Raw genomic sequence first — 24045 nt, forward strand, 5'->3', positions numbered from 1 at the left:
CCAGCAAGAGAGAGATCCCCATGAGCAAACTAACTGACAATCTTGACGCCAATTTCCAGCTGTTTATCGAAGAAGTCCGTGAGTCGGGTCAGGTGTGGGGTCTGCGCTACGGTGAAGACTGGGTGGTATGCCGCTCCGCCGAGTTCGAAGATGCCGATGTGATGCCGCTCTGGTCCGCCGAGGGCGATGCCCGTCTGCACTGCGTGGACGAGTGGGCCGACTACGAGCCGGAAGTGATCGAGCTGGAAGAGTTCCTCGACATCTGGATCAACGATCTGGACGAAGACGACGTGCTGGTCGGCCCGAACTGGAACGCCGATCTGGAAGGTCAGGAGCTCGAACCCATCGAGCTGGCCAAGGCGCTGGTCGAACTGGACGCCTGAACTGTGCTGCATTGAGGGCCCGTCAGCAGGCCCTCTGACAGCAGAACCGACCGCTGCGAGGCGGTCGGTTTTTTTATGCCCGCGCCGGCAGAATACTGAATGAAAAGGCGATTTGCCTTGGCGAAGGCGGCGCTATGGGCCATCATCAACCCTTTGCCGGACGGGAGGTGCCATGTTTGTATTTGACGTGACCACAGCGGCGGGCGCGCGGGCACAGATCCGGGTGCAGGCGCTGGACTGGAGCCAGAGCGGACCCGTGACCTTCAGCTGTGACAGCGACGAGCTGGCGCTGGTGCTGCTAGGCGGCTGTCGCTGCGATGCGGTGGGATTTTTCAACCTGCTGGCCGGTTGCAAGCCGCTCTATGTGGAGCAGTGGCTCGCTTACTTGCAAGAGATCGGCCACATCGACAAACAGAGTTGCCAGCTGGAGAGCCCGGTCCAGAGCGATTATCTGGCCAAGGCCGGACTGGATGACGAGGAGCTCAATGCCTTGCTGGGTCAGGTCTACAAGGTGGCCGGCTTCAATCGTCTGCAGATCAACCGCTACCTCAAGAATCGCCACAACCCGACCATGTTGGCGACCCGTTACGATCAGAAGGAGCTGGAGCGCTATCGCCAGCTCAACGACATCATTCTGACCCTGCTGAAGCTGAAACGGCCTCAGTAAAGAGGCCGAACTGGCCGTTGTCCGGTCTCAGCTCCTGGGGCCGGGCAATGAGATATCCCTGCAATCCGTCCACATACATGCCTTGCAGCAACTCTTGCTGGCTGAGCTGCTCCACCCCTTCCGCGATCACCACGCACCCCATGCGATGGGACACATCGACTATCATCCGCACGAACTGCTGGTTGGTGAGATCCTGCTCCAGCTCGGTGATGAGGGCGGGATCCAGCTTGATGTAATCGGGCTTGAGCTCACGAAACAGGCTGAATGACCCTATCCCCTTGCCAAAGTTGCAGATGGCCGAGCGACTGCCGTGGCGCCTGAGCAGCTCGAACAGCCGCCTGGCCCCGGTCAGGTTGCGCTCCAGCGGCTCCTCGTCCAGCTCGAACACCAGATTGGCACCGATGTCGGGATCCCGCTGCAGCTGGTGATCGAGCCAGATCAGGAAGGCGCTGTTTTGCAGCAGGCTGCCCGGCAGATTGAGGCCCCAGCGGCTGCTGTGACTGCCGAAGGCCCGGTATTGGCGCATGAGGTGCCGGATCACCATCTGCTCCAGTCGCATTGTCATGTCCAGCCGCTGGGCCATGGCGAGCAGGGTATCGCTGGGGAGCACGGTGCCGTCGACGCTGCTGAAACGGGGGTAGATCTCGTGATAGGCGAGCATGCCGCTGTGCAGGGGCAGGATGGGCTGACAGCTGAAGCTGACGCGCTCCTGCTCCAGCAGATCGGTCAGCACCTGGGTCCAGTGCCGTTGCCCCTGCAATTCGACCACCTCATCATTTTGCTGGATGGCCCAGCCATTTACCGCTTCGGTCTGGGCGCGGGCCAGCGCCAGATCGGCCCGGGCCAGGATGGCCTCGATCTTCTGCTCGCTGCTAAGGCGGGTCATCCCCGAGTAGGCCGCGCTCTCCAGTTCGTGCTCTTGCTGGTAGTGGTCGAAGGCATGCTTGAGATCCCGCCCCAGCAGATGAGGCGGGATCTTGGCGAGCGGCGGCACCAGCACCGCGAAGTCGGCGCCCGAGATGCGATAGACCTGATGGCCCGGGAAGCGGCTCACCGTGTGGATGATGAGGTGGGCTATGTCCTTGATGTAGGCATCCCCCGACTGGAAGCCGCGCTGGGCGTTGAGTTTGCCAAGCTCGGTGGCGCGGATCAGCACCAGGATAGCGGTCTGGGTATCCTCCTGTTGCAGCAGCTCGGTCAGATCGCGCCGAAACGCGTGGCGATTGCGCAGCCCCGTCATCTCATCCTGAGTGGCCTGGCTGTGCAGCTCGCTGATCTGGCGGTGGGCATCGAGCTCGGCCTCGCTGAAGGAGGCGAGCAGCTGGCGTAGCGCCGTTTGTGCCTGCGGGCTCTCCAGCATGGCGGGATCCCGTTGTTGCAGCGCCAGCAGCCAGCGCTGCTCCTGCCTCTCCCGCTCCCCCTTGCGCACGCTGTGGGTGAGAAAGATCAGCAGGGCAAAGCCGAGCAGGGTAGTCGCCATGACCAGCAAGGGGGTGAGTGACGAGGCCGGGGGGACTAGCCAGATCCCTTGCAGCAGCAACAGGGGCAGGCAGACCAGGGCGCCGACCAGCAGCAGATTCCCTTCAGGTTTAATCAACATCGTTTCATCCTTGATGATGTCCATAATGGATGAATTCTAATCAAGTCGGCAGCCTGATGCCTGTGTACTCACACAACTCCGGAAAAAGATGAGTGAAAAGCGGCTAATCTGTGAGTGAAAACACTTTCATACCTGCTAAAAAAGGTGAAGATGGGATGAAAACAGCTCCAACTAGGCCGAGGTGATTATGTCGTTAGAACCCGTAGATACTGCCAAAGCACGGCAACTATTGAACCAGAGTATGGCCTTGGTGCTCGCGGGAGGGCGGGGCAGCCGCCTGAAGCAGCTGACCGACAACCGTGCCAAGCCCGCCGTTCATTTCGGCGGCAAGTTCCGCATCATCGATTTCGTGCTCTCCAACTGCATCAACTCCGGTATCCGTCGGGTGGGTGTGGTGACCCAGTACAAGTCCCACAGCCTGCTGCGCCACCTGCAATCGGGCTGGTCCTTCCTGCGTTATCAGATGAACGAATTCATCGACCTGCTGCCTGCCCAGCAGCGAGTGGATGAGGTGCACTGGTATCGCGGCACCGCCGACGCCATCTACCAGAACGTCGACATCATCCGCGACTACGGCCCGAAGTACATAGTGGTGCTGGCGGGGGATCACATCTACAAGATGGACTATGCCGCCATGCTGCTCGATCACGTGCGCCTCGGTGCCAGGGTGACGGTGGGCTGCATCGAGGTGCCGCGTGCGGAGGCCTCCGCCTTCGGGGTCATGGACATCGACGAGCAGCGCCAGATCCGCGCCTTCGTGGAGAAGCCAGCCAACCCGCCAGCCATGCCGGGTAACGAGGACGTCTCGCTGGCCTCCATGGGGATCTACATCTTTGATGCGGAGTATCTGTATCAACTGCTGGAGGAGGACATCAACAACCAGGAGTCCAAGCACGACTTCGGCATGGATCTGATCCCCCGCATCGTCACCGAAGGCAAGGCCTTCGCCCACCCCTTCACCATGTCTTGTGTGGGTTCCAAGGAGGGGGTGAAACCCTACTGGCGCGACGTGGGTACCCTGGATTCGTTCTGGGAGGCGAACATGGACTTGGCCTCAGTGGTGCCCGAGCTCGACATCTATGACGAGAACTGGCCCATCTGGACCAGCCAGAACATGGCGCCTCCCGCCAAGTTTGTGCAGGACCGCAACGGCCAGCACGGCATGACCATCAACTCCATGTTTGCGGGGGGCTCCATCGTCAGCGGCTCCTTCGTGCTGAATTCCGTGCTCTTTACCAATGTGCGGGTGCACTCCTTCTGCACCCTGGATCAGGCGATCATCTTCCCCGGGGTCGAGATCGGTGCCGGTTGCCGACTGCGCCGGGTGGTGGTGGACAAGGGCTGCAAGCTGCCCGATGGGCTGGTGGTGGGGGAGAACGCGGACGAGGACACCCGTCGTTTCTACCGCTCCGAGCAGGGCATCGTATTGGTGACCAAGGAGATGCTGGCCAAGCTGAAAGAATGATCGGCGATGATAAAAAACAAGGGAGCCACGAGGGCTCCCTTTTTCATGGGTCAGATGACCCGTTCGTTCACTTATTTCTCACTTACGACGGCCTTGCCAGCCATCACCATGGCGGTGCCGTGCTTGCCACCGGCGGCGGTGACTTGCGGTACGCCGTCTTCGTCGGTGTCATGGCCTGCACCTTCGATGACGTTCTCACCGGAGTCGCCGATCCACTCGGCCATCTGCATGCCGCCGTTGACGGTGCCACGGAACCAGCTCACGTAACGCTGGGTCAGCTGCGCCAGTTCCAGCTCGGGGGCCTTCTCGGCGCCTTCGTTGCGCAGGTTCAGCATGGCGGAGCGCAGGGCGCCGGAGATGGCGGCCTGGGTCCAGGGGCTGTATTCACCCTGCTTGCCCGCGAGCCAGGTGCCGGCCTTGGGGTTGAAGAAGGCCTTGTCGGTGGCGATGAACAGCTCGCGCGCCGCGCTGCGGTACTTGGCGTCCGAGGTGGCCAGGAAGGCGGCGGTCAAGCCACGGATGGCGGCGAACTGCGCCTCGATGGATTGACCCGCATCCGGCTGGCCACCCAGGGTCAGACCGTTATGGACCAGACCGTTCTTGCCCTTGAGCTGCGCCAGGATGAAGTCAGCCTGCTTGCGGATGAGCTCGAGCGCTTGCTGGCCCTGGGCGGTCTTGAGGTTCAACTCGCCGTTGTCACCGGCGGCGTAGCCGACCGGCAGCGCATCCTGGGCGCGCTGGAAGATCTGCAGGGCGACCAGGGAATAAGCGGCGTCAAAGGTGGTGACGTGATTGCCCTGTTTGCCCGCCTGCCAGCTGTCCACCAGGGTACCGGCCTTGGCGTCGAAGTGCAGGGCGGCCAGGTTCTTGAAGGTCAGGTTGGAGAGGTTCTGGGCCAGGGAGAAGGCATCCTGGCCCGCGACCAGCTTGGTGGCATCGCTGCCCTGGTTGACGGCCGGCGCGGCGGCGAAGGGGGCACCGTCAAACACGGCGTGGAAGGCCGGGTTCTGGTTGGTGTTGGCGCTGCGCTGATCGGTGAAGGCGTAGAACTCGGAGAGCGGCCACAGCAGCATCCAGGCGTCGCGCAGCTGGGCTGAGCCATCCACGACGGCCAGCTTGCCGATGGCACCGACGTCGTTCTTGCTGGTTTCGGTCACTTTCACCTGATGGGGGAAGTAGACCACGCCCTTGGCCGGATCGTATTGGGGGCTTACCTTGGCGCCGAGCTGCTTGCCGTCGAAGCCGAGCTGGCCCTGCAGTATGGCCAGCTTGTCGATGGACTGTTCGGTCAGCATCATACCGTTGAAGCCGTCGGCCGCGGAGACGCCGAGCTTGTGCTTGCCGTCCTGATCCATGGTGGACGACGCGGCTTCGACCTCTTCATCGCTCTCGGCCACGTGCATGCCGCCGAGGAAGTCCTGGGACCACATCACTTCCTTGAGCAGGATGCCGCCCACGGCCGCCGGGTTCAGCAGGTTGTCACTGCCGCTCCAGCGCAGGGTCGTGTAGTCACGGAAGTAAGCGGGAACCTGGGTCTTGACGGATTTCTCGGTGCCCTTGGCGGTCTTGATGGTGAGCTGATCGCCGTTGACCGGGGTGGTGTTAACCCCTTGCGCAAACTCGGGATTGGCGGAGGCGTAGGGCAGGGAGAGGGGATACATGCCTTGGGGCACTTCATCGGCCGGGAAGCCGACCGCTTCGGCCATGGCCAGCACCCGCTTGCCGAGATCGGCCAGGGTGCCGCCACGGGCCAGATTCTGGGGTCCGTTCACCAGATGCGGGCCCATGCCTGACTGGTAGTTCAGGGCGTACATGGCTTCTTCGGAGTATTCATAGGATTCGATGCCGGCGGCGAAGTCGAACGGAGTCGGCTCATCGGCGCGATTGGCATCCAGCACGTCCAGATCCAGGCCGAGGGCCTCGGCCAGCGGCTCGCCGGAGAGCTCGAATTCGGTGTAGGCCAGCATGCTGGCGGCGGTATTGAAGGTCTTGTCCTCGACCTTGACGGCGGCGTGCGCGGCGCCGCCGATCAGTGCACAGGCGATCGCCTGCACCAGTACGGTTTTTCTCATGTCCTTTTCACCCATATGTTTGATTTTATTATGACGCTTCTCAGAATCGAAATGAGAATGGTGTGCATTATGGGGCAAAGGGGCAGGCTTGAGAAGAAAAAAGCCGCGCCTCGAGCGAGGCGCGGCGATGAGCATTACATCAGCTTGAAGGGGATGACCAGACGGCCCGGTTCCACCTTGAGGGCCTCGACCTTCTCCTTGATCCTGGCCTCGTTCTTGCGGCTGCCATCCAGACGGTAGACCGGGGTCTGGGAGAGGAACAGGGAGAGGGACTGGTTGAAGGTGGGCAGCAGCGGGGTGAGGGCGGCCCCCACGTCGGCCGGCTCCGTCTTGACCGAGATGAGCTCAAGATCGCGCAGGTAGATGGCGCCTTGCTCGGCCACATAGTCCGGGCGGGCACTCAAGGAGAGGCGGATCTTCATTTGCTGACTGCCGAGGGGGCTCGCCACCTGCAGATCGCCAGCTGCATCCAGCTCGACCCGGTCGGCGCGGCTACGACCTATGCGGCTCTGCAGATCGTCGAGCCGGATCTTGCTCGACATGATGCCGGGGATCCCTATCTCTTTCTCGAAGGCGACCCTGTCTTTGAGGTACTGGTTTATCTCGCTCTCGCTGACGTTGTATTGGGTAAGGGAGGAGCAGGCTGCCAGCAGCAGGCTGAGGGGAAGCAGAAGCAGGTATTTTAACATGGAGGGTTCCATCTCGACGGGTGACAACAGGATATGGCGCCATCTTAGGGGCAAAGCGGCGTTGCCGCCAGCTCAGGCCCTTTTATCCCGTTTCTGTCGCATCCCCCATATGGGGATGGCAATTTGTGTTCATTCGAGTAGCACTTCAGGCCCCGGTCACGCCAGGCCAGTGCTGGCCTCATCCCTCCTATATCCACAGATAAGCTCCAGTTTTTGCGCCAAAAAATCCCCTTGACCGGGCTCTTTCGACCCGCGTATTTTACCGCCGCTCAAAAGCAATTGATAACGATTATCATTCCGAATCATCTTTGAGGGTCTAGCGTGAATACTCTTGTAATGGAAGATGGTGTCCCTGCCGAGGCCGGATCCCCGCCTGATTTCTTGTTTACCTCGGGCCAGGGCTGCCTTCGTGCCTATGATTTGGGCCAGCCCATCAGCACCCCGGCCAGCGAATGGCCCCTGCTGGAGCGGCAGATAGTCCAGGCCCTGGCGGTGGCGCAGGCCCAAGGCCAGGCCAATCCCCTGCTGGTCGGTGCCTTCGCCTTTGACCCTGCCGAAGCCTCCTGCCTCTATGTGCCCGACCGCTACGAGCGGGGAGAGCGAGTCCCCCCCCAGGCGAGTACCCCCGACACCAATCGGGTGATCTCGGTCAACAGCACGCCCGCCGCTGCCGAATTCAAGGCCTCGGTGAGCTCGGCCCTCGATGCCTTCGCGAAGGGCAGCCTCGCCAAGGTGGTGTTGTCGCGCAAACTCAAGCTGCACCTGAGCAAAGCCGCCGATCCCGAGCAGGTGCTTGCCCGCTTGATGATCCAGAACCCCAACGCCTTCCACTTCTCCTTGCCGCTCGGGCAGGGCCGTCGCCTGCTCGGTGCCAGCCCCGAATTGCTGCTGCGAGTCAATGAAGGCGCCGTCTTCACCCACCCGCTGGCGGGCTCGGCCAAGCGGGGCGGCGAGCCGCAACAGGATGAGGCGGTGGCGCGCAAGCTGCTGGCGTCCCACAAGGATCAGCATGAACACCGCCTGGTGATCGACGAGATCCGCCGGGTGCTGACTCCCCACTGCCGCGAGCTGGCGATCCCCTCGAGCCCGACCCTGATGAGCACGGACACCCTCTGGCATCTGGGCACGCCCATCGCAGGCCAGCTGCACGGGCGCGACGCCTCCGTGCTCTCCCTCGCCTGTCAGCTGCATCCCACCCCGGCCCTGTGCGGTTATCCCACCGAGTTGGCGCGCCAGTTCATTCGTGAGCAGGAGCCCTTCCGGCGCGCCCTGTTCAGCGGCATCGTCGGTTGGTGCGACAGTCAGGGCAATGGCGAGTGGGCCGTGGTGATCCGCTGCGGCGTGCTGGATGGTCATCACGTGGAGTTGTTTGCCGGCGCCGGCATAGTCGCGGGTTCGGATCCCGCCATGGAGTGGGCCGAAACCGGCACCAAGCTCGGCACCATGCTAAAAGCGCTGGGCCTGGATCTGGAGGTGGCCCTATGAGCGAGTCCAATCACTTCCTGCCCTACACCCGCTGGCCGACCGAGCTGGCCGAATCGTACCGTGCCAAGGGCTATTGGCGCGGCGAGCCGCTGACCGCCATGCTGGCGCGTCAGTGCGAGGTGACGCCTGATGCGGTCGCCATCCTCTGCGGAGAGCGCAGCATCAGCTATCGCGAGCTCGATGAAGGCGCGACCCGGTTGGCCGAGAGGCTGGCCCGCCATGGCTTCAGGGTCGGCGACACCGCCCTGGTGCAGTTGCCAAACGTTGCCGAGTTCTACCTGGTGTTCTTCGCCCTGCTCAAAGTCGGCATAGCGCCGGTCAACGCGCTCTTTAGCCACAACCGGCTGGAGCTTACCGCCTATGCCGAGCAGATAGCCCCCCGGCTCTTTATCGGCTCCACCGCGCATCCGCTCTTCGCCGGCGTGGATCGTGGCGCCGAGCTGCTGGCAGGGATAGGCGCCGAGCTGGTGCTGCTCGATGGCGAGAGCGCAGAGCTGGGCCTGGCCCACTGGTTGGCGGCACGGGATGACATGGGGTTGGCGCCCCTGAGTTATGGCCCTAGCCCGGCGGACGAGGTGGCCTTCTTCCAGCTCTCCGGCGGCAGCACCGGCACCCCCAAGCTCATTCCCCGCACCCACGACGATTACCTGTACAGCGTGCGCCGCAGCAACGAGATCTGCGCCCTGGGGCCCCATACCCGCTACCTCTGCGCCCTGCCGGCACCCCACAACTTCCCCTTAAGCTCTCCCGGGGCGCTGGGGGTGTTCGAGGCGGGCGGCGCCGTGGTGCTGGCGCCGGATCCCGGCCCCATGAGCTGCTTCCCGCTGATCGCCCGTCACGGCGTCAACCTCTGCTCCCTGGTGCCGCCGGCGGTCTCCCTCTGGTTGCAGGCGGCCGAGGCGGACCCGTCCGTGCGCCGCCAGCTCGAGAGCCTGGCCTTGCTGCAAGTGGGCGGTGCCAAGCTGGCCGAGGCGGTGGCCAGCAAGATCACCCCGCTGCTCGGTTGCCAGCTGCAACAGGTGTTTGGCATGGCCGAAGGCCTGGTCAACTACACCCGGCTGGACGATAGCGACGACAAGATAATTCACACCCAGGGCCGCCCCATGTGTCCGGACGACGAGGTGCGGATCCTGGACGAGGAGGGCAACCCGGTGCCCCAGGGGCAAGCCGGCGCCCTGCACACCCGCGGCCCCTACACCTTCCGTGGCTACTACCGGAGCTCGGCCCACAACGCCCGTGTGTTCGATGCCGAGGGCTTCTACTGCTCCGGGGATCTGGTGGTGCAAGACCAGGATGGCTATCTGACCGTGGTGGGCCGGCAGAAGGATCAGATCAACAGAGGCGGCGAGAAGATCGCGGCCGAAGAGGTGGAGAACCAGTTGCTGCACCACCCGGCCATCACCCAGGCGGCCCTGGTCTCCATGCCGGACAGCACCATGGGGGAGAAGAGCTGCGCCTTCATCGTCACCACTGAGCCGGGCCTCAGGGCGCTGACCCTGCGCAAGTTCCTGCGCTCTCGCGGTGTCGCCGAATTCAAGTTGCCGGACAGATTCGAAATCCTCAACGCCCTGCCCATGACGGCGGTGGGCAAGATCGACAAGAAGGGGCTGCGTGAGCGCATCGCGCAATCCGTTGCCGCAAACCAGCCCCAGACAACAGTTTAAAAACTAAAAGGAATCATGACGTTATGGCTATCCCAACCCTGAACAACTACGCCATGCCCAGCCAATGGAAGGCCAACAAGGTCAGCTGGACTTTGGATCCCAAGCGCGCCGCCCTGCTGATCCACGACATGCAGGAGTATTTCACCGCCTTCTACGGCGAGAACAGCCCCCTGATCACCGCCCTGACCGAGCGTCTGGCCGCGGTACGCAAGCACTGCAAGGCCCTCGGCATCCCGGTCTACTACACCGCCCAGCCCAAGGATCAGGCCCCCGAGGACAGGGCCCTGCTCAACGACATGTGGGGCCCGGGTCTGAACAAGCGCCCCGAGCTGCAGCAGGTGGTGGCCCCCCTGTGCCCCGAGAGCGATGACGTTGTGCTGGTCAAGTGGCGCTACAGCGCCTTCCAGCGCTCCGAGCTCGAGCAAATGCTAAAAGAGCAGGGGCGGGATCAGCTGATCATCGGCGGCATCTACGGCCACATCGGCTGCATGATGACCGCCTGCGACGCCTTCATGCGCGACATCCAGCCCTTCTTCCTGGCGGACGGGGTGGCGGACTTCTCCCTGGCGGATCACCAGATGGCGCTGGACTACGTGGCGACCCGCTGCGGCAAGGTGGTGCCCTGCGAGGAGGTGCTGGCCCTGGTCGTACCGGCTTTCACTTCCGAGACCAATCCGCTGCTCACCTACGAGGGGCTCAAGGCACGGTTGCTGAGCCATATCGACGAGGATGAAGAAGAGTTCGATGCGGACGAGAACCTCATCGACTACGGTCTCGACTCGGTGCGCATCATGTCCCTGCTCACCGAATGGCGCGCCGCCGGGGTGGAGCTCGGCTTCGTGGATCTCGCCAAGACGCCGACCCTGAACGGCTGGTGGCGCCTGATCGACGCCAAGCTGGCCGAGCAAAAAAACCTGGAGGTGGTGCAATGAGCCGCTTCTCCTTGACCATCCCCCAGCAGGGGCTCTGGTCCGGTCATCTGCTCAACGACGACAAGGCGATGTTCAACACCGCCGAGTGCATCGCCTTCGATGGCAAGGTGGACGGCACCGTGCTGGCCGCGGCGCTCGCCCAGGCGGTGGGCGAGTGCGAGGCGCTGCAGGGCCACTTCGATGCGGCCAACGAGCCGGTCTGTTTCGTCTCCCAGCCGGTGCCCCTTGCCTATCGCGAGCTGGTGCTGGAGGGGGGCGACGAGGCCGCCGCCCGCGCCTGGGCCTGGGCGGATCTACGCCGCCCGTTCGAGTTGACCCGCGAGCCTCCCTGCCGCTTCGCCCTGCTGCGCGGCGTGGAGCGGGATTACCTCTACAGCTGCGTGCACCACATCGCCCTGGACGGTTTCGGCACCACCCTGCTGTTCCAGCGCATCGCCGAGCTCTATGGTGAGGGGCTGGCCGGGGTGGTGAATTCACCGTCCCCGTTCGGCCTGCTCGATGAGGTGCTGGCCGAGGAGCTGACCCGAGAGGAGAGCGGCAAGAACGCCGCCGCCCGCACCTTCTGGCAGGCGCAGTTGCAAGGCTGGCCCGAGGTGAAATCCTTCAGCGAAGCCCGCGCGCCCATCGCCGCCGAGTTCATCCGTGAGAGCCGCCCGTTGCCCGCCGACCTGTGGCAGACCCTGGTGCGCTTTGCCGATGACAACAAGCTGGGCTGGCCGGATCTGCTGCTGGCCGGTCTCTCGGCCCAGTTGTCCCTGGCCAGCGGTCAGAGCCAGACCCTGCTGGGCCTGATGATGATGAACCGCATCGGCTCGGCTTCCCTCACCGTGCCCTGCATGCAGATGAACATCACTCCCCTGGCGCTGGCGCTCGAAGAGGGGCTGGATCTGATGGGGGCCGCCGGCGCCGTGGCCAAGGCCAAGCGCGGGGTGCGCAAGCATCAGCACTATCGCTACGAGCTGCTGCGCCGCGACCTTGGGCTGGTGGGGGGTGACAAGCGGCTGTTCGGTCCCCTGGTCAATATCATGCCGTTCGACCACGCCCGCCGCTTCGGGCCGCTCAGTGCCCATATCCTCAACATCAGCGCCGGGCCGGTGGAGGATCTCACCATCGAGATCCAGGTCGGCGCCGACGGTCAGCCCAGACTGGATCTGGACGCCAACCCGGGTTGCTACCAGCAGGCCGATCTGGTGCGCATCGCCGATACCCTGTTCACCCTGCTGGGCCGCTGGCTTGATAATCCCGTCTTGACCCTGGGAAGCCTCAAGGCCGACTGGCTGGCGGAGCAACGTCAGGCTGCCCTTATCTGCGGCCCCGCTCACGAAGCACTCCAGGTGAGCCCGGTGCTGGATGCGCTCTGCCACTTCGCGGCCCAGACCCCGCACAAGATTGCTCTGATACAAGGGGAGAGCCGCTTCAGCTACGAGGCGCTGCTGGCGCGCAGCGAGCAGATGGCCTCGGCCTTGCAAGCCGCCGGTGTGCAGCCAGGGGACAGAGTCGGCGTCATGCTGGCGCGCAGCCCCCAGGCCATCTTCGCCCAGCTGGCGGTGCTCCTGGCGGGCGCCGTCTATGTGCCGCTGGATCCCGAGCAGCCCCTGGAGCGCCAGGGCCACATACTGCGTCTGGGGGAGGTGAAGACCCTGATCACCCAGGCGGAATATCGCCACAAGCTGGCCAGCCTGTTCGAGGGCCGTACTCTCTTGGTTGGGGATCTGGTGAGCGAGAACCGCCTCTGCCAGCCGACCAGCGGCGCCGCCCTGGCCTACCTGATGTTCACCTCCGGCTCGACCGGCCTGCCCAAGGGGGTGGCCATCAGCCACGGCGCCCTGGATCACTTCGCCGCCGCCGCCCGTTGCCGTTATCACCTTGATGGGGACGCGCGGATGCTGCAATTCGCCCCCTTCAACTTCGACGCCAGCATCGAGGAGGTGTTCGCCACCCTGAGCGCCGGCGCCACCCTGGTGCTGCGCACCGACGCCCTGCTCGAATCCATCCCCGCCTTCGTGGCCGGAGTGGAGGAGATGGGGATCACCCACCTCGACCTGCCCACCGCGTTCTGGAACGAGTGGGTGGTGTCGCTGGGCGCCGGTCAGGCCCATATCCCGGCCAATCTGGCCACCGTCATCATCGGCGGCGAGGCGGTATACCCGGAGCAGCTGGCCCAGTGGCAGCGTCAGGGACGCACCGATCTGCGCCTGTTCAATACCTATGGCCCCACCGAGACCACTGTGGTGGTCACCACTCAGGAGCTGCAAGGGGAAGACCCGGCGCAGGCCCAGTTGCCCATCGGCCTGCCGCTGCCCGGCATGCAGGCGCTGATCCTGGGGGCGGGGGAACAACCCGCCGAGGAGGGGGAGCTGGTGCTGCTCGGCCCGCAACTCGCCAACGGTTATGTGGGGGGCGTGCAAGGCAGCTTTGGCACCCTGCGGGTCGGGGAGCTGGATCTGGCCGTTTATCGCACCGGCGATCGGGTGCGCTGGGTGGCCGGTCGGTTGGTTTACCTCGGCCGTCGTGACAACGAGTTCAAGATCAGCGGCTATCGCATCCAGCCCGGCGAGGTGGAGGCCCAGTTGGTGGCGCTGCCCGGGGTGGATGAGGCCTGCGTGCAGGGGGTGAGCATCGGCAATGTGCGCCGGCTGGTGGCCTTCGTGGCGGGGCCGGAGCGCGACAGCCGGGTCATCAAGGCGCAGCTCGCCAAGGTGCTGCCCGCCGCCATGATCCCCACCGACTATCGCCACCACGATCAGCTGCCCCGCACCGGCTCCAACAAGCTGGATCGCAAGGGGCTGCTGGCCCAATACCAGGCGGGTGGGGAAGCCCTGACCCTCGGCAGCGAGACCGAGAACAGGGTCGGCGCCATTTGGCAGCAGATCCTGGGGCTGGCCACCATGGGGCCGGCGGACAACTTCTTCGAGCTGGGGGGCCAGTCCCTGCAGACCATACAGATAGTGAACCGGCTCGGCGCCGAGTTCGGGGTGCAGGTGAAGGTCTCCGATGTGTTCGATCATCCCCGTCTGGACGACTTCTGCCGTTTCCTCGACGGCAAGCTGACCGAAGACGAAGAGAGCGTGGAGATGGTCTGGTAATGAAAGGCGAACAGATGATGAACGTTGATTTCAGTGGCAAGCGGGTCTGGGTGACCGGGGCCGGACGTGGCATAGGGTATGAGGTGGCACAGCAGTTCGTGGCCGCTGGCGCCGAGGTGATAGGGCTGGATCAGGCCTTCCCCCATGCAGATTACCCCTTCGCCACCCGGCTGCTCGATATTCGCGACTCGGGGGCGGTGAATGTTTGCTGCGCGGAGCTGCTGGCCGATGGCGGGTTGGATGTGCTGGTGAACGGGGCCGGTGTGTTGCGCCTCGGCCCCACCGAGAGCTTGAGCGACCAGGATTGGGATGACTGCATGGCGGTCAATGCCAGCGGCGTCTTCTACCTGCTGCGGGCCCTGGTGCCCCATTTCAAGGGGCAGCGCCGCGGTGCCATCGTCACCATCGGCTCCAACGCGGCCCATGTGCCGCGCATGCAGATGGCGGCCTACTGCGCCTCCAAGGCGGCGGTCACCAGCCTGACCCAGACGGTGGGGCTGGAGTTGGCCCCCTTCGGCGTGCGGGTCAATCTGGTGTCGCCGGGCTCGACGGATACCGAGATGCTGCGCGGTATGCTGCCCGATGAGGGGGCCATGGCCCGCACCATTGCCGGGCTGCCGGCCCAGTTCAAACTCGGCATACCCCTGAACAAGATCGCCACCCCCCGCGAGATCGCCAATACCGTCCTCTTCCTGGCCTCGAGCCTGGCCAGCCACATCACGCTGCAGGATCTGGTCGTCGACGGCGGCGCCACCCTGAGCGCCTGATCCAAGAGGCTGAGATAACTTATGAACAACATGATTGCGTTGCTCCAGCAGCTGGATCGCCAGGGGGTCAAGTTGGCCCTGAACGACAAGGGTCAGCTCATCTCCCAGTCGAGCAAGGAGGCGGTGACCCCCGCCATCGGCGCCCAAATCAAGGCGCACAAGGATGAACTGGTACGCTGCCTCGCCGCCCGCGCCGCCTTCGAGGCGCCCATCGCAGTTTGTGAGGAGGCCAAGCGCACCCTGCAGGGGCCGCTCTCCTCCTCCCAGAGCGGGCTCTGGTTTATCGAGCAGTACGAGGAGGCCTCCCACCTCTACAACATGCCGGTCTATTTTCGGGTCAGGGGTGAGCTCGACACGGCCGCGCTGGAATTTGCCTTCGATCACCTGTTCGCCCGCCACCCCAGCATGCGCACCCGTTTCGTCAAGGACGAGGCGGGCAGGGGGGCCCAGGAGATACTGCCCCACGCGCCCTTCAAGCTGCAGATAGAGGATGTGAGTGCCGCGTCCAATGCCGAGCGCGAAGCCTACGTGGCCAGGCGGGTGCGCGAAGAGATAGGCCGCCCCTTCTCCCTGACCAAAGGGGACTTGAGCCGGGTGCACCTTATCCGGATCGGCCGCCATGAGCATGTGCTGCTCATCACCCAGCACCACATCATCTCCGATGGCTGGTCGGTCAAGAACATGTTCGCGGACTTGAAGCGTGCCTTCCTGGCCCATCAGAACCGCGCGCCCTTGAGCGTGGCCGAGCTGCCGCTCAACTACCTCGACTACGCCCACTGGTTCAACTCCGCGCGCTTCCTCGATTACCACGCCGAGTTCAAGCCGTTCTGGGTGGACCGCCTGGGCGGAAGCCCCGAGGTGCACGGCCTGCCGCTCGACAAACCGCGCCCGGCCCATCAGGCCAGCGGCGGTGAACTGGTGTTCTCCACCATAGACAACGCCCTGTGGGACAGCTTCAAGCGGCTGTGCCAGCGTCACAGCACCTCCAACTTCATCGGCCTGCACGCCCTGTTCGCCCTGCTGATGGTGCGCCAGAGCGGGGAGAAGGAGGTGGTCATCGGCACCCCGCTCGCCTATCGCGAGCGCCACGAGATAGAGTCCCTGGTGGGCTTCTTCGTCAATACCCTGGTGCTGCGCACCCGGCTGGAGGGGCGGCCGAGCTTCGTCGACTACCTGCAACAGTGCCGGGAGGAAGATCTCGCTGCCTTTGACCATCAACTCTATCGATTCGAGGCGCTGGCCGAGGCTATAGGAGCGGATCGCACTACCGCCATCAACCCCATCTTCCAGATCATGCTGGTGTATCAGGCCAAGGTGGATTTCAACGATCTCATCCCCGGTTGCCAGCTGGTGGAGGAGACCTCCCCCGTGCTGCCCGCCAAGACCGACATCTCGGTCAAGGTGACCGAGTTGATGGACTCGGTGCGGGTGGACTGGCTGTTTGCCACCGCCCTGTTCGAGCGTGAGACCATCCAGGCTTACGCCGATCGCCTGCTGCACCTGATGCGCGCCGTGGTGGCCGCCCCCGAGACGGATATCTGGCAGCTGCCGCTGGAAGCGGGGATGGATGAGGCCGCGCTGGCCGCCGAGCTGGCCAGCCTGCCCCTGGATTACCCGAGCCGCGACACCCTGCTCTGCCACATCGAGCGCCGGGCCGCGCAGTTCCCCGATGCGTTGGCGGTGAGTGATGGCGAAGGTGCCCTGAGTTACGGCGAGCTGGAGGCGCGCGCCAACCGGCTGGCCCACTGGCTGCAATCCTGCGGCGTGAAGCCGGGCGCCGCCATCGGCATCCAGGCCAGACGGGATGTGGCTTTCGTGGTCGCCCTGCTTGCCTGCTGGAAGGCGGGGGCGGCCTATGTGCCGCTCGATCCCGCCTATCCCGCCGAGCGGCTGGCCCATATCCTGAGCAACGCCGCCATCAAGCTAGTGCTGGGGGGCGCGCCGGACGCACGGCTCGCCGAGGCGCTGGTGGGCGCGACTGCTGAGTATCACGACCTGCACGGACTTGCTCTGGATGAGATGCCGAGCAGCACTCCTGCCATCCCCCGGGACGCCGCCATGCTGGCCCAGATCATCTACACCTCCGGCAGCACCGGTCTGCCCAAGGGGGTCATGGTGGAGCAGGGCAGCCTGGTCAATCTGATGGCCGATCATGCAGAGCGTATCGAACTCGATCGGAGCGGCACCATGTTCAACTGCATGTCCCTGTCGTTCGATGCAGGCAACATGACGGCCTTGCTGCCGCTCTCTTGCGGCGCGGCTCTGCACTTCGGTGAGCCGGGGGAGGGGGTGATCGCCGCCGCCATGGCCAAGGGCGCCAGCCACATGATCTTGCCGACCGCCCTGCTGGCCAACCTGCTGCCGCCGGCGGATCTCGGATCCCTCAAGGCCATCGGCTTTGGCGGCGAAGCCTGTCCCAGCTCCCTGGTGGATCGTTGGGGCAACCGGGTCGCACTCTATAACATGTACGGCCCGACCGAGTGCACCGTCACCGCGCTCTGCGCGCGGCTCATGCCGGGTCAGCCCATCACCATAGGCCGGCCCATCAACAACCTGAAGGCGCTGATCCTGGACGAGGCGGGCAACCCCTGCCCGGTGGGTGTGCCGGGTGAGCTCTGCCTGGCCGGCCTCGGGCTGGCTCGTGGCTACCTCAACCTGCCGGAGCGCACCCAGGAGGCCTTCGTCGAGCTCAGGTTTGATGACAGCGGCGATGGCCGCACTTATCGCCTCTATCGCACCGGGGACAGGGCGTTGCGGCGTCGCGATGGCAACATCCAGTATCTGGGCCGGCTTGACGAGCAGATCAAGCTGCGGGGCTATCGCATCGAGCCTGGCGAGATAGAGACCCAGATTGCCGCGCTCGAGCCGGCCATTCGCCAGATCAAGGTGGTGGTGCAAGAGGGCCGCCTGCTCGCCTATGCCTGTTTAGACAAGGCCAGCCTGCAAGCCGGGGCGAGGGAACCCGATGGCGAGGCGCTGCTGCAACGGGCCGGTGAGTTGCTGCCGGAATACATGGTGCCGGTGCGACTCTGCTGGCTGGCCGAGATGCCGCTCACCCCCAACGGCAAGCTGGACCTGCGCCGCCTGCCTGCCATCAGCTGGCAGGAGAGCAAGGCCGAGCCCCAGGGCGAGTTGGAGCAGAGGGTGCTCGCCATCTGGCAGGGGGTGCTGAAACAGCCCCTCGGGGTGGAGGATGACTTCTTCCGCCTAGGCGGCGATTCCATCCTCAGCATCCAGCTCACCACCCGGCTGCGGGACGCCGGCCTGCACTGCAGCGTGAAAGACGTGTTCGAGGCCAAGACGGTGCGCCGTCTCTGCCGCCAGCTCGGTCAGCAGCAGGCCGTCAGCCACCAGACTGAGCAGGGGATCCTGGAAGGGGAATTCCCCCTGCACCCCATTCAGCACTGGTTCTTCGAGCAGGACTTCGCCAAGCCCGGCCACTGGAATCAGGGGGTGATACTGCGCCTGCCCGCCGGCATCGACGACGCCGCCCTGAGCGGTTGGATGAGCGCCCTGTTCGGTCACCACGACGCCCTGCGCCTCGCGGTCACCCCGGCCGGTCAGCACTATCTGCCCGAACTGGCGCTGCCGTCTCTGCAAAGGCTGGACGCGGCCGGGCTGGACGAGGCCGAGTTGCAGGCCCGGCTGACCCAGTGGCAGGGGGAGCTTGCGCCCGAGCGCGGCCAGACCCTGGCCTGGGCCCGGCTGCGCAATCTCGCGAGCGAGGCGGATGCCGAGCCTGTGGAGGGGCTCTTTATCGCCTTCCACCATCTGGTCATCGATGCCGTCTCCTGGCGCATCCTGGCCGAAGATCTGGCCCGCCTCGCCGAGGGCCGACCCTTGCCGGGCAAGGGCAGCAGCTACCGCCAGTGGGGTGAGGGGCTTGCCGCTTATGCGGCCCGCGAAGCCGCGCAGCTCGCATTCTGGTTGGGGCAGGGGGAAGGCTGCGAGCAAGGCTTGCTGGAGGCGCAGCGCGCCCCCGATGGCCGCGCCGCCGCCAGCCTGTTGCGTCTGGATGAGCAGACCACGGCCCGCCTCATAGACCCGGCCAATCAGGCCCATCTCACTCAGGTGCCGGATCTGCTGCTGGCGGCCCTGACCCGCACCCTGAGCGAGCTCGGTTACGGCGCCAAGCAGTGCGTGATGCTGGAAGGTCACGGCCGTGAAGCCATCGATGCTGAAGGCATTGATTCTGACACCAGAGCCCCGCAACTGGATGTGAGCCGCACCCTGGGCTGGTTCACCAGCACCTATCCGCTGGCGCTGGCCGATAGCGCGTCCTGGAGCGATCTCGTCTGTGACACCAAGGAGCGGCTGCGGGCCGTGCCGGACAAGGGGGTGGGCTTCAACGCCCTGCGCCTGCACCATCCCCGTGGTCAGGCGTTGCCTCACTCCAATATCGTTTTCAACTACCTGGGGGTCTCCCACAGGGGCACCCCGGCCCCCTGGCAGCCGCTGCCGGTGGCGCCGGGCCAACCCTCGGCACCACAGAACTTGCCGCGCGAGCTCATCAGCCTGCACGGCGGCGTCTACGGCGGTTGCCTCACCCTGCGCCAGGTCGGCGCCCTCAACCAGCAGGCGAGCGACGCCCTGATGACGGCCCTCGCGGCCAACATAGAGGCCCTGGTGAACGCCTGCTGCGCGCAAGCCAAGCCGCGCCGCACCCCGAGCGACGTCCCGGGTCTGGCGCTCTCCCAGCCAGCCCTGGACAGGGTGCTGGACGAGGCACTGGCGGGCGGCGAGGTGGAGACCCTGCTGCCCATGACCTCATTGCAGCAGAGCATGCTCTATCACAGGGCATTGGCGCCCCGTGATACGGCCTATCACCTGCAGACCGAGATAAGCTATCGGCAAAACCTGGATGTGGCAGCCTATTGCGCTGCCTGGCAGGCCCAGCTCGCCCGCTGGCCCGTGCTCAGAGCCGCCCTGCTGATGGAGGAGGGGGTGGCGTTGCAGCGCATACTGCGCCACGCCGAGTTGCCGTTCCACCATGAGGACTTGTCCGGCGTGGCGGGGGCGGACGCCCGCATCGAGGCCTATCGTCAGCAGGATCTGGCCCATCCCATTGCGCTGGACAAGGCGCCGCTGCTGCGGATCGCCTGCTTCACACTGGCCCCCGATCACCACAAGGTGATCCTGAGCGCTCATCACGCCGTGCTCGATGGCTGGAGCGGCCCCGTGCTGCTGGGCTCCCTGCATCGGCATTATCAGCAGTCAATGACACAAGGGAAGGCGCCCGAGGTGACACCGGATACCGCCTGGCTCGCCTTCGGTCGCCATATCGCCAGCGAAACGGCCAGCAGCACCGCCTACTGGCAGGGACGTGCCGAGCTGCTGGCCAAGCCCAACGATCTCTCGTGCCTGTTCGGGGTGGCGCTGGAGCCACACCTGACCCAGCACAGACCAGAAGTCTGTGGCGAGACGCTGGCGCCGGCCCTGTCCGGGCAACTGGAGGCCCGGGCCCGGGCGCTCGGGGTGACCGCCGGTCTGCTGGCCCAATACGCCTGGCATCGGCTGCTCGCCCGCCAGTGCGGCGACGCGATAACCCTGGTGGGCAACGTGACCCCGGGCCGGGACTTCCCCATCGAGGGGATCACCCAGAGCGTCGGGCTCTACATCAACAGCCTGCCGCTCGCCCTGGATTGGCGAACAGAGGCGACCCTCGAGCAACATATCGCCTTGCTGCAGCGGGACTCGCTGGCGCTCAATCAGCACGGCACCCAGTCCCTGGCAGCCCTGACCCGGGGTGGCCCGCGCCTGTTCCAGAGCCTGTTCGTGTTCGAGAACTACCCCATGCCGGCGCGGCCCGAGACGCCGGAGCCCCATCAGCTGATGCCGCAGTTTGGCGCCGTGGTGGAGAAGGTGGAGCTGCCCTTGTCGCTCGTGGTCAACGCCCGTGGCGGCCAGCTTAACCTGCGCCTCGAATACGACGGCGAGCTGATAGCGCGGGAAGGGGCACAGAGGGTATTGGCGCAGTGGCTGGCGGAGTTGGCGTGGCTGGCGCAGGCCCCCCTGACCGAGCCTGCCCGCCTGGTGGGGGTGGACAGGATCCAGGCCCCCGCGCCGGTTCAGATCCCAGCAGGACAGGAGGCGTGTCCCGTCCATACTGACGCCCGCCGCCTGTTGGCCCTGTGGCAGCAGCACTGTGGTGAAACCGCGCGCTGGCAGCAGCCGCTGGCAGCGCTCGGGGCGGACTCGGTGCAACAGCTCGCCCTGCTGGCGGCCCTGAATCAAGAGTTCGCCGGGGATCACCGCCCGCTGACGCTGAGGGATCTCAAGGCGCACGGGGCGCCCTGTGCCCTCTACCATCACTGGCTGGAACGGCTGCCCGAGGAGGTGCTATGACGGTCGCTACACAGGTTGCAACAAAGGAGGCGGGGGTCACCCCGTCCCATTTCCCGCAGCGGGCGGGGATGAGTGCCCGGCTGGCCGGGTTGCTCGGCGGCACGCCGTTGGCCCCCGCCATCGGCATGGAGGGTCATTGGCTCACCTACGCGGATCTGCAACGCCGGGTCGATCAGATCGCCGCCAGTCTGCAAGGGCTGGCGGTGGGGGAGCGGGTCGGTCTCTATCTGGATCGCACGCCGGATCTGGTGGCCAGCCTGCTCGCCTGCCTGCGCCTCGGGCTCTGCTTCGTGCCGCTCGAGCCGGATTTCCCGGTGGAGCGCCTGCAGGGCATCGCTCGTCAGGCGCGGCTGTCGGCGGTGATCTGCGACCGTGGGCAATCTGTGCCGGACTTTGGCTGCCCGCTGCGGGCCCTCGCCGAGCTGGCTGACTCCGGCCTTGTGCGAAGGGAGGCGGCTTCCTGTCCCCAGGTGGACGATGCCCTGGCGGCCTACATGATGTTCACCTCGGGCTCCACCGGCGAGCCCAAGGGGGTGGTCATCAGTCGGCGCGCCCTGCTCTGCTTCCTCGACGGGATCCGCGAGCGGTTGGGTCTGACCCCGGCTTGCCACTGGCTCTTTATCACCACCCCGGCCTTCGACATCTCATTGCTGGAGATGCTGGGGCCGCTCTGGAGCGGTGGCCGCCTGACGGTGGCGGGCAATCGGCACAACAAGGATCCCCTGGGGATGCTGGCGCTGCTGGCGGCGGACGCCTCCATCAACTGGCTGCAGGCGACCCCGGCCTGTTGGCGCATGCTGCTCAAGGCGGGCTGGCAGGGATGCGAGCGCCTCACCGCCCTGTGCGGCGGCGAGGCGCTGGATCTGGGGCTCGCCGAGCAGCTGTGCGGCCGCACCCAGCGGCTGTGGAACTGTTACGGTCCGACCGAGGCCACCGTCTGGTCCCTGGTGAGCGAGGTGCGCATGCCGCCGGTCGGGGGGCGCATCACCGTTGGCCACAGCCTGCCGGGCTACCGGCACTGGGTGCTGAATGCCGAGGGGCAGCCGGTGAGCGAGGGGGAGGAGGGAGAGCTCTGCATCGAGAGTCCGGCCCTGTGCGAGGGCTACTGGCGCAAACCGGCCCTCACCGCGGCGGCCTTCCTGCGCCTGGGCACCCATCGTCTCTATCGCACCGGCGATCGGGTGCGCAGGCTCGGCAGCGACAGCTTCCTCTACCTGGGGCGGCGCGACGATCAGATAAAATTGCGCGGTTTTCGCATCGAGCTGGGGGAGGTGGAGGCCGGCCTTCGCCGCCAGCCCGGGGTGCAGGAGGCGGCGGTGCGGCTGGTCGGCGAGGGGGACGAGGCCATGCTGGTGGGCTATGTGGAGGCCAAGGCCGGGATAACCCTCAATCGGCTGGCCCTGCGCAAGGGCTTGCAGGCCAGCCTGCCTCACTACATGGTGCCGGCCCGCCTCATCCTGCTGGACGCCCTGCCCAAGACCGGCAGCGGGAAATTGGATAGAAAGGCGTTACCACTGCCGGAGTGAGCCGTGGTGAAATAGTAAACTGCCAAGACTGGATTTAGTCGTTTATTTATGCTTTTAAACTCAAGATAATTGGTGAGTTGTCGTCTTGGGGTTTGTCCCGCTCTCGACAGGCCGGATCCCGCCAAGGGGTCTTGTCCCCGCTGGTAGGTACCTAGCCCCACCAGACAATCAAAAGCCCGCATGATGCGGGCTTTTTTATCCATGTGTGACGGTATTAACGGGTGATGGGGGTGGCGTCTGGCTTGCTCATCAACTGTTCCACATCGTCGATCACCCGCAGGGCCGCCTGGGGGCCGCCGGTGGAGGTCCAGAGCGACCCGTCGACGGCACCGAAGCGCTTGCCCTTGATGGCGCTCAGTTGCTGGAAGGCCGGGGTCTGTTCGGCCTGCTGCATGGCATCCACCGCATCGCCGCTGGTGCTCAGGGTGCCGATCACCAGCCAGTCACCGTCCAGCAGGTTGAGGGACTCGAGACTCAGGGCCGGGGAGTGGGGGCTCTTGTCGCCGAGCTGGTGGGCCGGTCGGGCGAGGCCCATCTCCTGCACCACGCTGCTGGCGAAGGTGCCGCCGTGCATGTAGCTCGGCCCCTTGGGGTTCCAGCGCACTATGCTGATCTGCTCCCCCTGATGCCTGGCCAGTTGGGTGCGCGCCTCCTGCAGGCGGGCGTCATATTGGGCGAGGAAGGCCTTGCCATCGGCCTCCTTGTTCATCACCAGGGCGCTGCGCTGGAACACCACCTTCCAGGGCTCGCCCCAGTTGCCGGTGACCACGGTCGGCGCTATCTCCTTGAGCAGGGACAGCAGCTCGGGCTTGGTCTGGCCGGTCAGGATGAGATCCGGCTCGAGATCGATGAGCTTCTCCAGGTTCGGGTTGTCCAGATCCCCGACCACGGCGATATCCGGGCCCGCCTTCTCCAGCAGATAGCGGGGCAGAGTGGCCTGGCCGCGGCCGTTGACTGTGCCGACCGGTTGCACCCCCAGAGTCAGGGCGCTGTCCAAGTCCAGCTCGCTCAGCACCACGATACGCTTGGGGGCGTCGGGGACGACTTGAGACTGGCCGTTGGCATCGAGGATCTGACGGGTGCCGGCCTGGGCCTGGAAGCCAACCAGGCTGGCAAGCACCAGCAGGGGGGCCAGGGGGGAGGAGATCTTCATGGTTACATCCTTATGGGTGAAATCGGCGGGCGCCCTGGCGGTTCTGTCTATCGACTTGGCTGCGCTGTCTATCGACCGGGCGGCGCTGTCTATCGGCCAGCGTGCACTCTCTTTGTACGGCCCCAAATGGGCGGAAACATGCTACCACAGGAGTGATTGAGAAACGTTGTCATTTGTATTTGTGGCATGAGCCGGGCTGGCTTTGGTACCA

Annotated in this window: 14 protein-coding genes; 10 read left to right on the forward strand and 4 right to left on the reverse strand. The window is 65.1% G+C overall.

Going from position 1 to position 24045, the window contains the following annotated elements:
- Positions 1–20: 20 nt before the first annotated feature.
- Both MM194_RS00405 and MM194_RS00410 read left to right on the forward strand, forming a co-directional pair.
- Complete coding sequence (locus MM194_RS00405; protein WP_010674427.1) at positions 21–383, forward strand: DUF2750 domain-containing protein; 363 nt, start codon at positions 21–23, stop codon at positions 381–383.
- 172 nt (positions 384–555) lie between these two features.
- Positions 556–1050 carry a hypothetical protein gene (locus MM194_RS00410; RefSeq protein ID WP_241342285.1) on the forward strand — a complete coding sequence of 165 codons (495 nt, stop codon included), beginning with the start codon at positions 556–558 and terminating at the stop codon, positions 1048–1050.
- Here the strand turns inward: MM194_RS00410 and MM194_RS00415 are convergent.
- Entirely contained in the window at positions 1013–2650 is a 1638-nt protein-coding gene (locus tag MM194_RS00415; RefSeq protein ID WP_241342286.1) for an EAL domain-containing protein, read from the reverse strand. The genes MM194_RS00410 and MM194_RS00415 overlap by 38 nt on opposite strands.
- 187 nt (positions 2651–2837) lie before the next feature.
- Between MM194_RS00415 and glgC the strand changes: the two genes are divergently transcribed.
- Positions 2838–4115 carry a glucose-1-phosphate adenylyltransferase gene (glgC, locus tag MM194_RS00420; RefSeq protein WP_033130261.1) on the forward strand — a complete coding sequence of 426 codons (1278 nt, stop codon included), beginning with the start codon at positions 2838–2840 and terminating at the stop codon, positions 4113–4115.
- A 71-nt stretch (positions 4116–4186) separates the two neighbouring features.
- Here glgC and MM194_RS00425 read toward each other — a convergent pair whose 3' ends face one another.
- Together MM194_RS00425 and MM194_RS00430 are read right to left on the reverse strand one after the other, a co-directional pair.
- Complete coding sequence (locus MM194_RS00425; RefSeq protein ID WP_241342287.1) at positions 4187–6187, reverse strand: hypothetical protein; 2001 nt, start codon at positions 6185–6187, stop codon at positions 4187–4189.
- Between the two features lie 134 nt (positions 6188–6321).
- Positions 6322–6876: a lipoprotein gene (locus MM194_RS00430; RefSeq protein WP_033130263.1), complete on the reverse strand. Its 555-nt coding sequence runs from the start codon at positions 6874–6876 to the stop codon at positions 6322–6324.
- A 336-nt stretch (positions 6877–7212) separates the two neighbouring features.
- On the opposite strand from MM194_RS00430, the gene MM194_RS00435 reads away from it, so the two are divergent.
- Genes MM194_RS00435 through MM194_RS00465 form a run of 7 tightly spaced genes read left to right on the forward strand, consistent with a single transcriptional unit; the run spans position 7213 to position 22681 of the window.
- The gene (locus MM194_RS00435) at positions 7213–8361 is read left to right on the forward strand and encodes an isochorismate synthase (protein ID WP_277605001.1); all 1149 of its coding nucleotides are present in this window, start codon (positions 7213–7215) and stop codon (positions 8359–8361) included.
- Positions 8358–10025: a (2,3-dihydroxybenzoyl)adenylate synthase gene (locus tag MM194_RS00440; RefSeq protein ID WP_241342289.1), complete on the forward strand. Its 1668-nt coding sequence runs from the start codon at positions 8358–8360 to the stop codon at positions 10023–10025. Before MM194_RS00435 ends, MM194_RS00440 begins: the two co-directional genes overlap by 4 nt.
- A gap of 23 nt (positions 10026–10048) precedes the next feature.
- Positions 10049–10957, forward strand: a complete 909-nt coding sequence (locus tag MM194_RS00445) for an isochorismatase family protein (protein ID WP_033130266.1) — start codon at positions 10049–10051, stop codon at positions 10955–10957.
- Positions 10954–14043, forward strand: coding sequence for an amonabactin biosynthesis non-ribosomal peptide synthetase AmoF (amoF, locus tag MM194_RS00450; protein ID WP_241342290.1), 3090 nt, complete (start codon positions 10954–10956; stop codon positions 14041–14043). Before MM194_RS00445 ends, amoF begins: the two co-directional genes overlap by 4 nt.
- Positions 14044–14060: 17 nt before the next feature.
- Complete coding sequence (dhbA, locus tag MM194_RS00455) at positions 14061–14810, forward strand: 2,3-dihydro-2,3-dihydroxybenzoate dehydrogenase (RefSeq protein ID WP_277605002.1); 750 nt, start codon at positions 14061–14063, stop codon at positions 14808–14810.
- A 21-nt stretch (positions 14811–14831) separates the two neighbouring features.
- Positions 14832–21155, forward strand: coding sequence for a non-ribosomal peptide synthetase (locus tag MM194_RS00460; protein WP_241342292.1), 6324 nt, complete (start codon positions 14832–14834; stop codon positions 21153–21155).
- On the forward strand, positions 21152–22681 hold the full coding sequence (locus MM194_RS00465; RefSeq protein ID WP_347006400.1) for an amino acid adenylation domain-containing protein: 1530 nt from the start codon (positions 21152–21154) through the stop codon (positions 22679–22681). The genes MM194_RS00460 and MM194_RS00465 overlap by 4 nt, the downstream gene beginning before the upstream one ends.
- Before the next feature lie 214 nt (positions 22682–22895).
- Here MM194_RS00465 and MM194_RS00470 read toward each other — a convergent pair whose 3' ends face one another.
- A complete protein-coding gene (locus MM194_RS00470; RefSeq protein ID WP_241342293.1) occupies positions 22896–23834 on the reverse strand; it encodes an iron-siderophore ABC transporter substrate-binding protein in 939 nt (312 codons plus the stop codon).
- Positions 23835–24045 lie beyond the last annotated feature (211 nt).

The organism is Aeromonas sp. MR16, from assembly GCF_022549315.1.
GTDB lineage: Bacteria > Pseudomonadota > Gammaproteobacteria > Enterobacterales > Aeromonadaceae > Aeromonas > Aeromonas aquatica.

Coding starts and splice junctions, on each gene's coding strand:
- MM194_RS00430 (WP_033130263.1), bottom strand. CDS start 6,876: ATGTTAAAATACCTGCTTCTGCTTCCCCTCAGCCTGCTGCTGGCAGCC.
- MM194_RS00470 (WP_241342293.1), bottom strand. CDS start 23,834: ATGAAGATCTCCTCCCCCCTGGCCCCCCTGCTGGTGCTTGCCAGCCTG.
- glgC (WP_033130261.1), top strand. CDS start 2,838: ATGTCGTTAGAACCCGTAGATACTGCCAAAGCACGGCAACTATTGAAC.
- MM194_RS00460 (WP_241342292.1), top strand. CDS start 14,832: ATGAACAACATGATTGCGTTGCTCCAGCAGCTGGATCGCCAGGGGGTC.
- MM194_RS00440 (WP_241342289.1), top strand. CDS start 8,358: ATGAGCGAGTCCAATCACTTCCTGCCCTACACCCGCTGGCCGACCGAG.
- MM194_RS00425 (WP_241342287.1), bottom strand. CDS start 6,187: ATGAGAAAAACCGTACTGGTGCAGGCGATCGCCTGTGCACTGATCGGC.
- MM194_RS00405 (WP_010674427.1), top strand. CDS start 21: ATGAGCAAACTAACTGACAATCTTGACGCCAATTTCCAGCTGTTTATC.
- MM194_RS00435 (WP_277605001.1), top strand. CDS start 7,213: ATGGAAGATGGTGTCCCTGCCGAGGCCGGATCCCCGCCTGATTTCTTG.
- amoF (WP_241342290.1), top strand. CDS start 10,954: ATGAGCCGCTTCTCCTTGACCATCCCCCAGCAGGGGCTCTGGTCCGGT.
- MM194_RS00465 (WP_347006400.1), top strand. CDS start 21,152: ATGACGGTCGCTACACAGGTTGCAACAAAGGAGGCGGGGGTCACCCCG.
- MM194_RS00415 (WP_241342286.1), bottom strand. CDS start 2,650: ATGTTGATTAAACCTGAAGGGAATCTGCTGCTGGTCGGCGCCCTGGTC.
- dhbA (WP_277605002.1), top strand. CDS start 14,061: ATGAACGTTGATTTCAGTGGCAAGCGGGTCTGGGTGACCGGGGCCGGA.
- MM194_RS00445 (WP_033130266.1), top strand. CDS start 10,049: ATGGCTATCCCAACCCTGAACAACTACGCCATGCCCAGCCAATGGAAG.
- MM194_RS00410 (WP_241342285.1), top strand. CDS start 556: ATGTTTGTATTTGACGTGACCACAGCGGCGGGCGCGCGGGCACAGATC.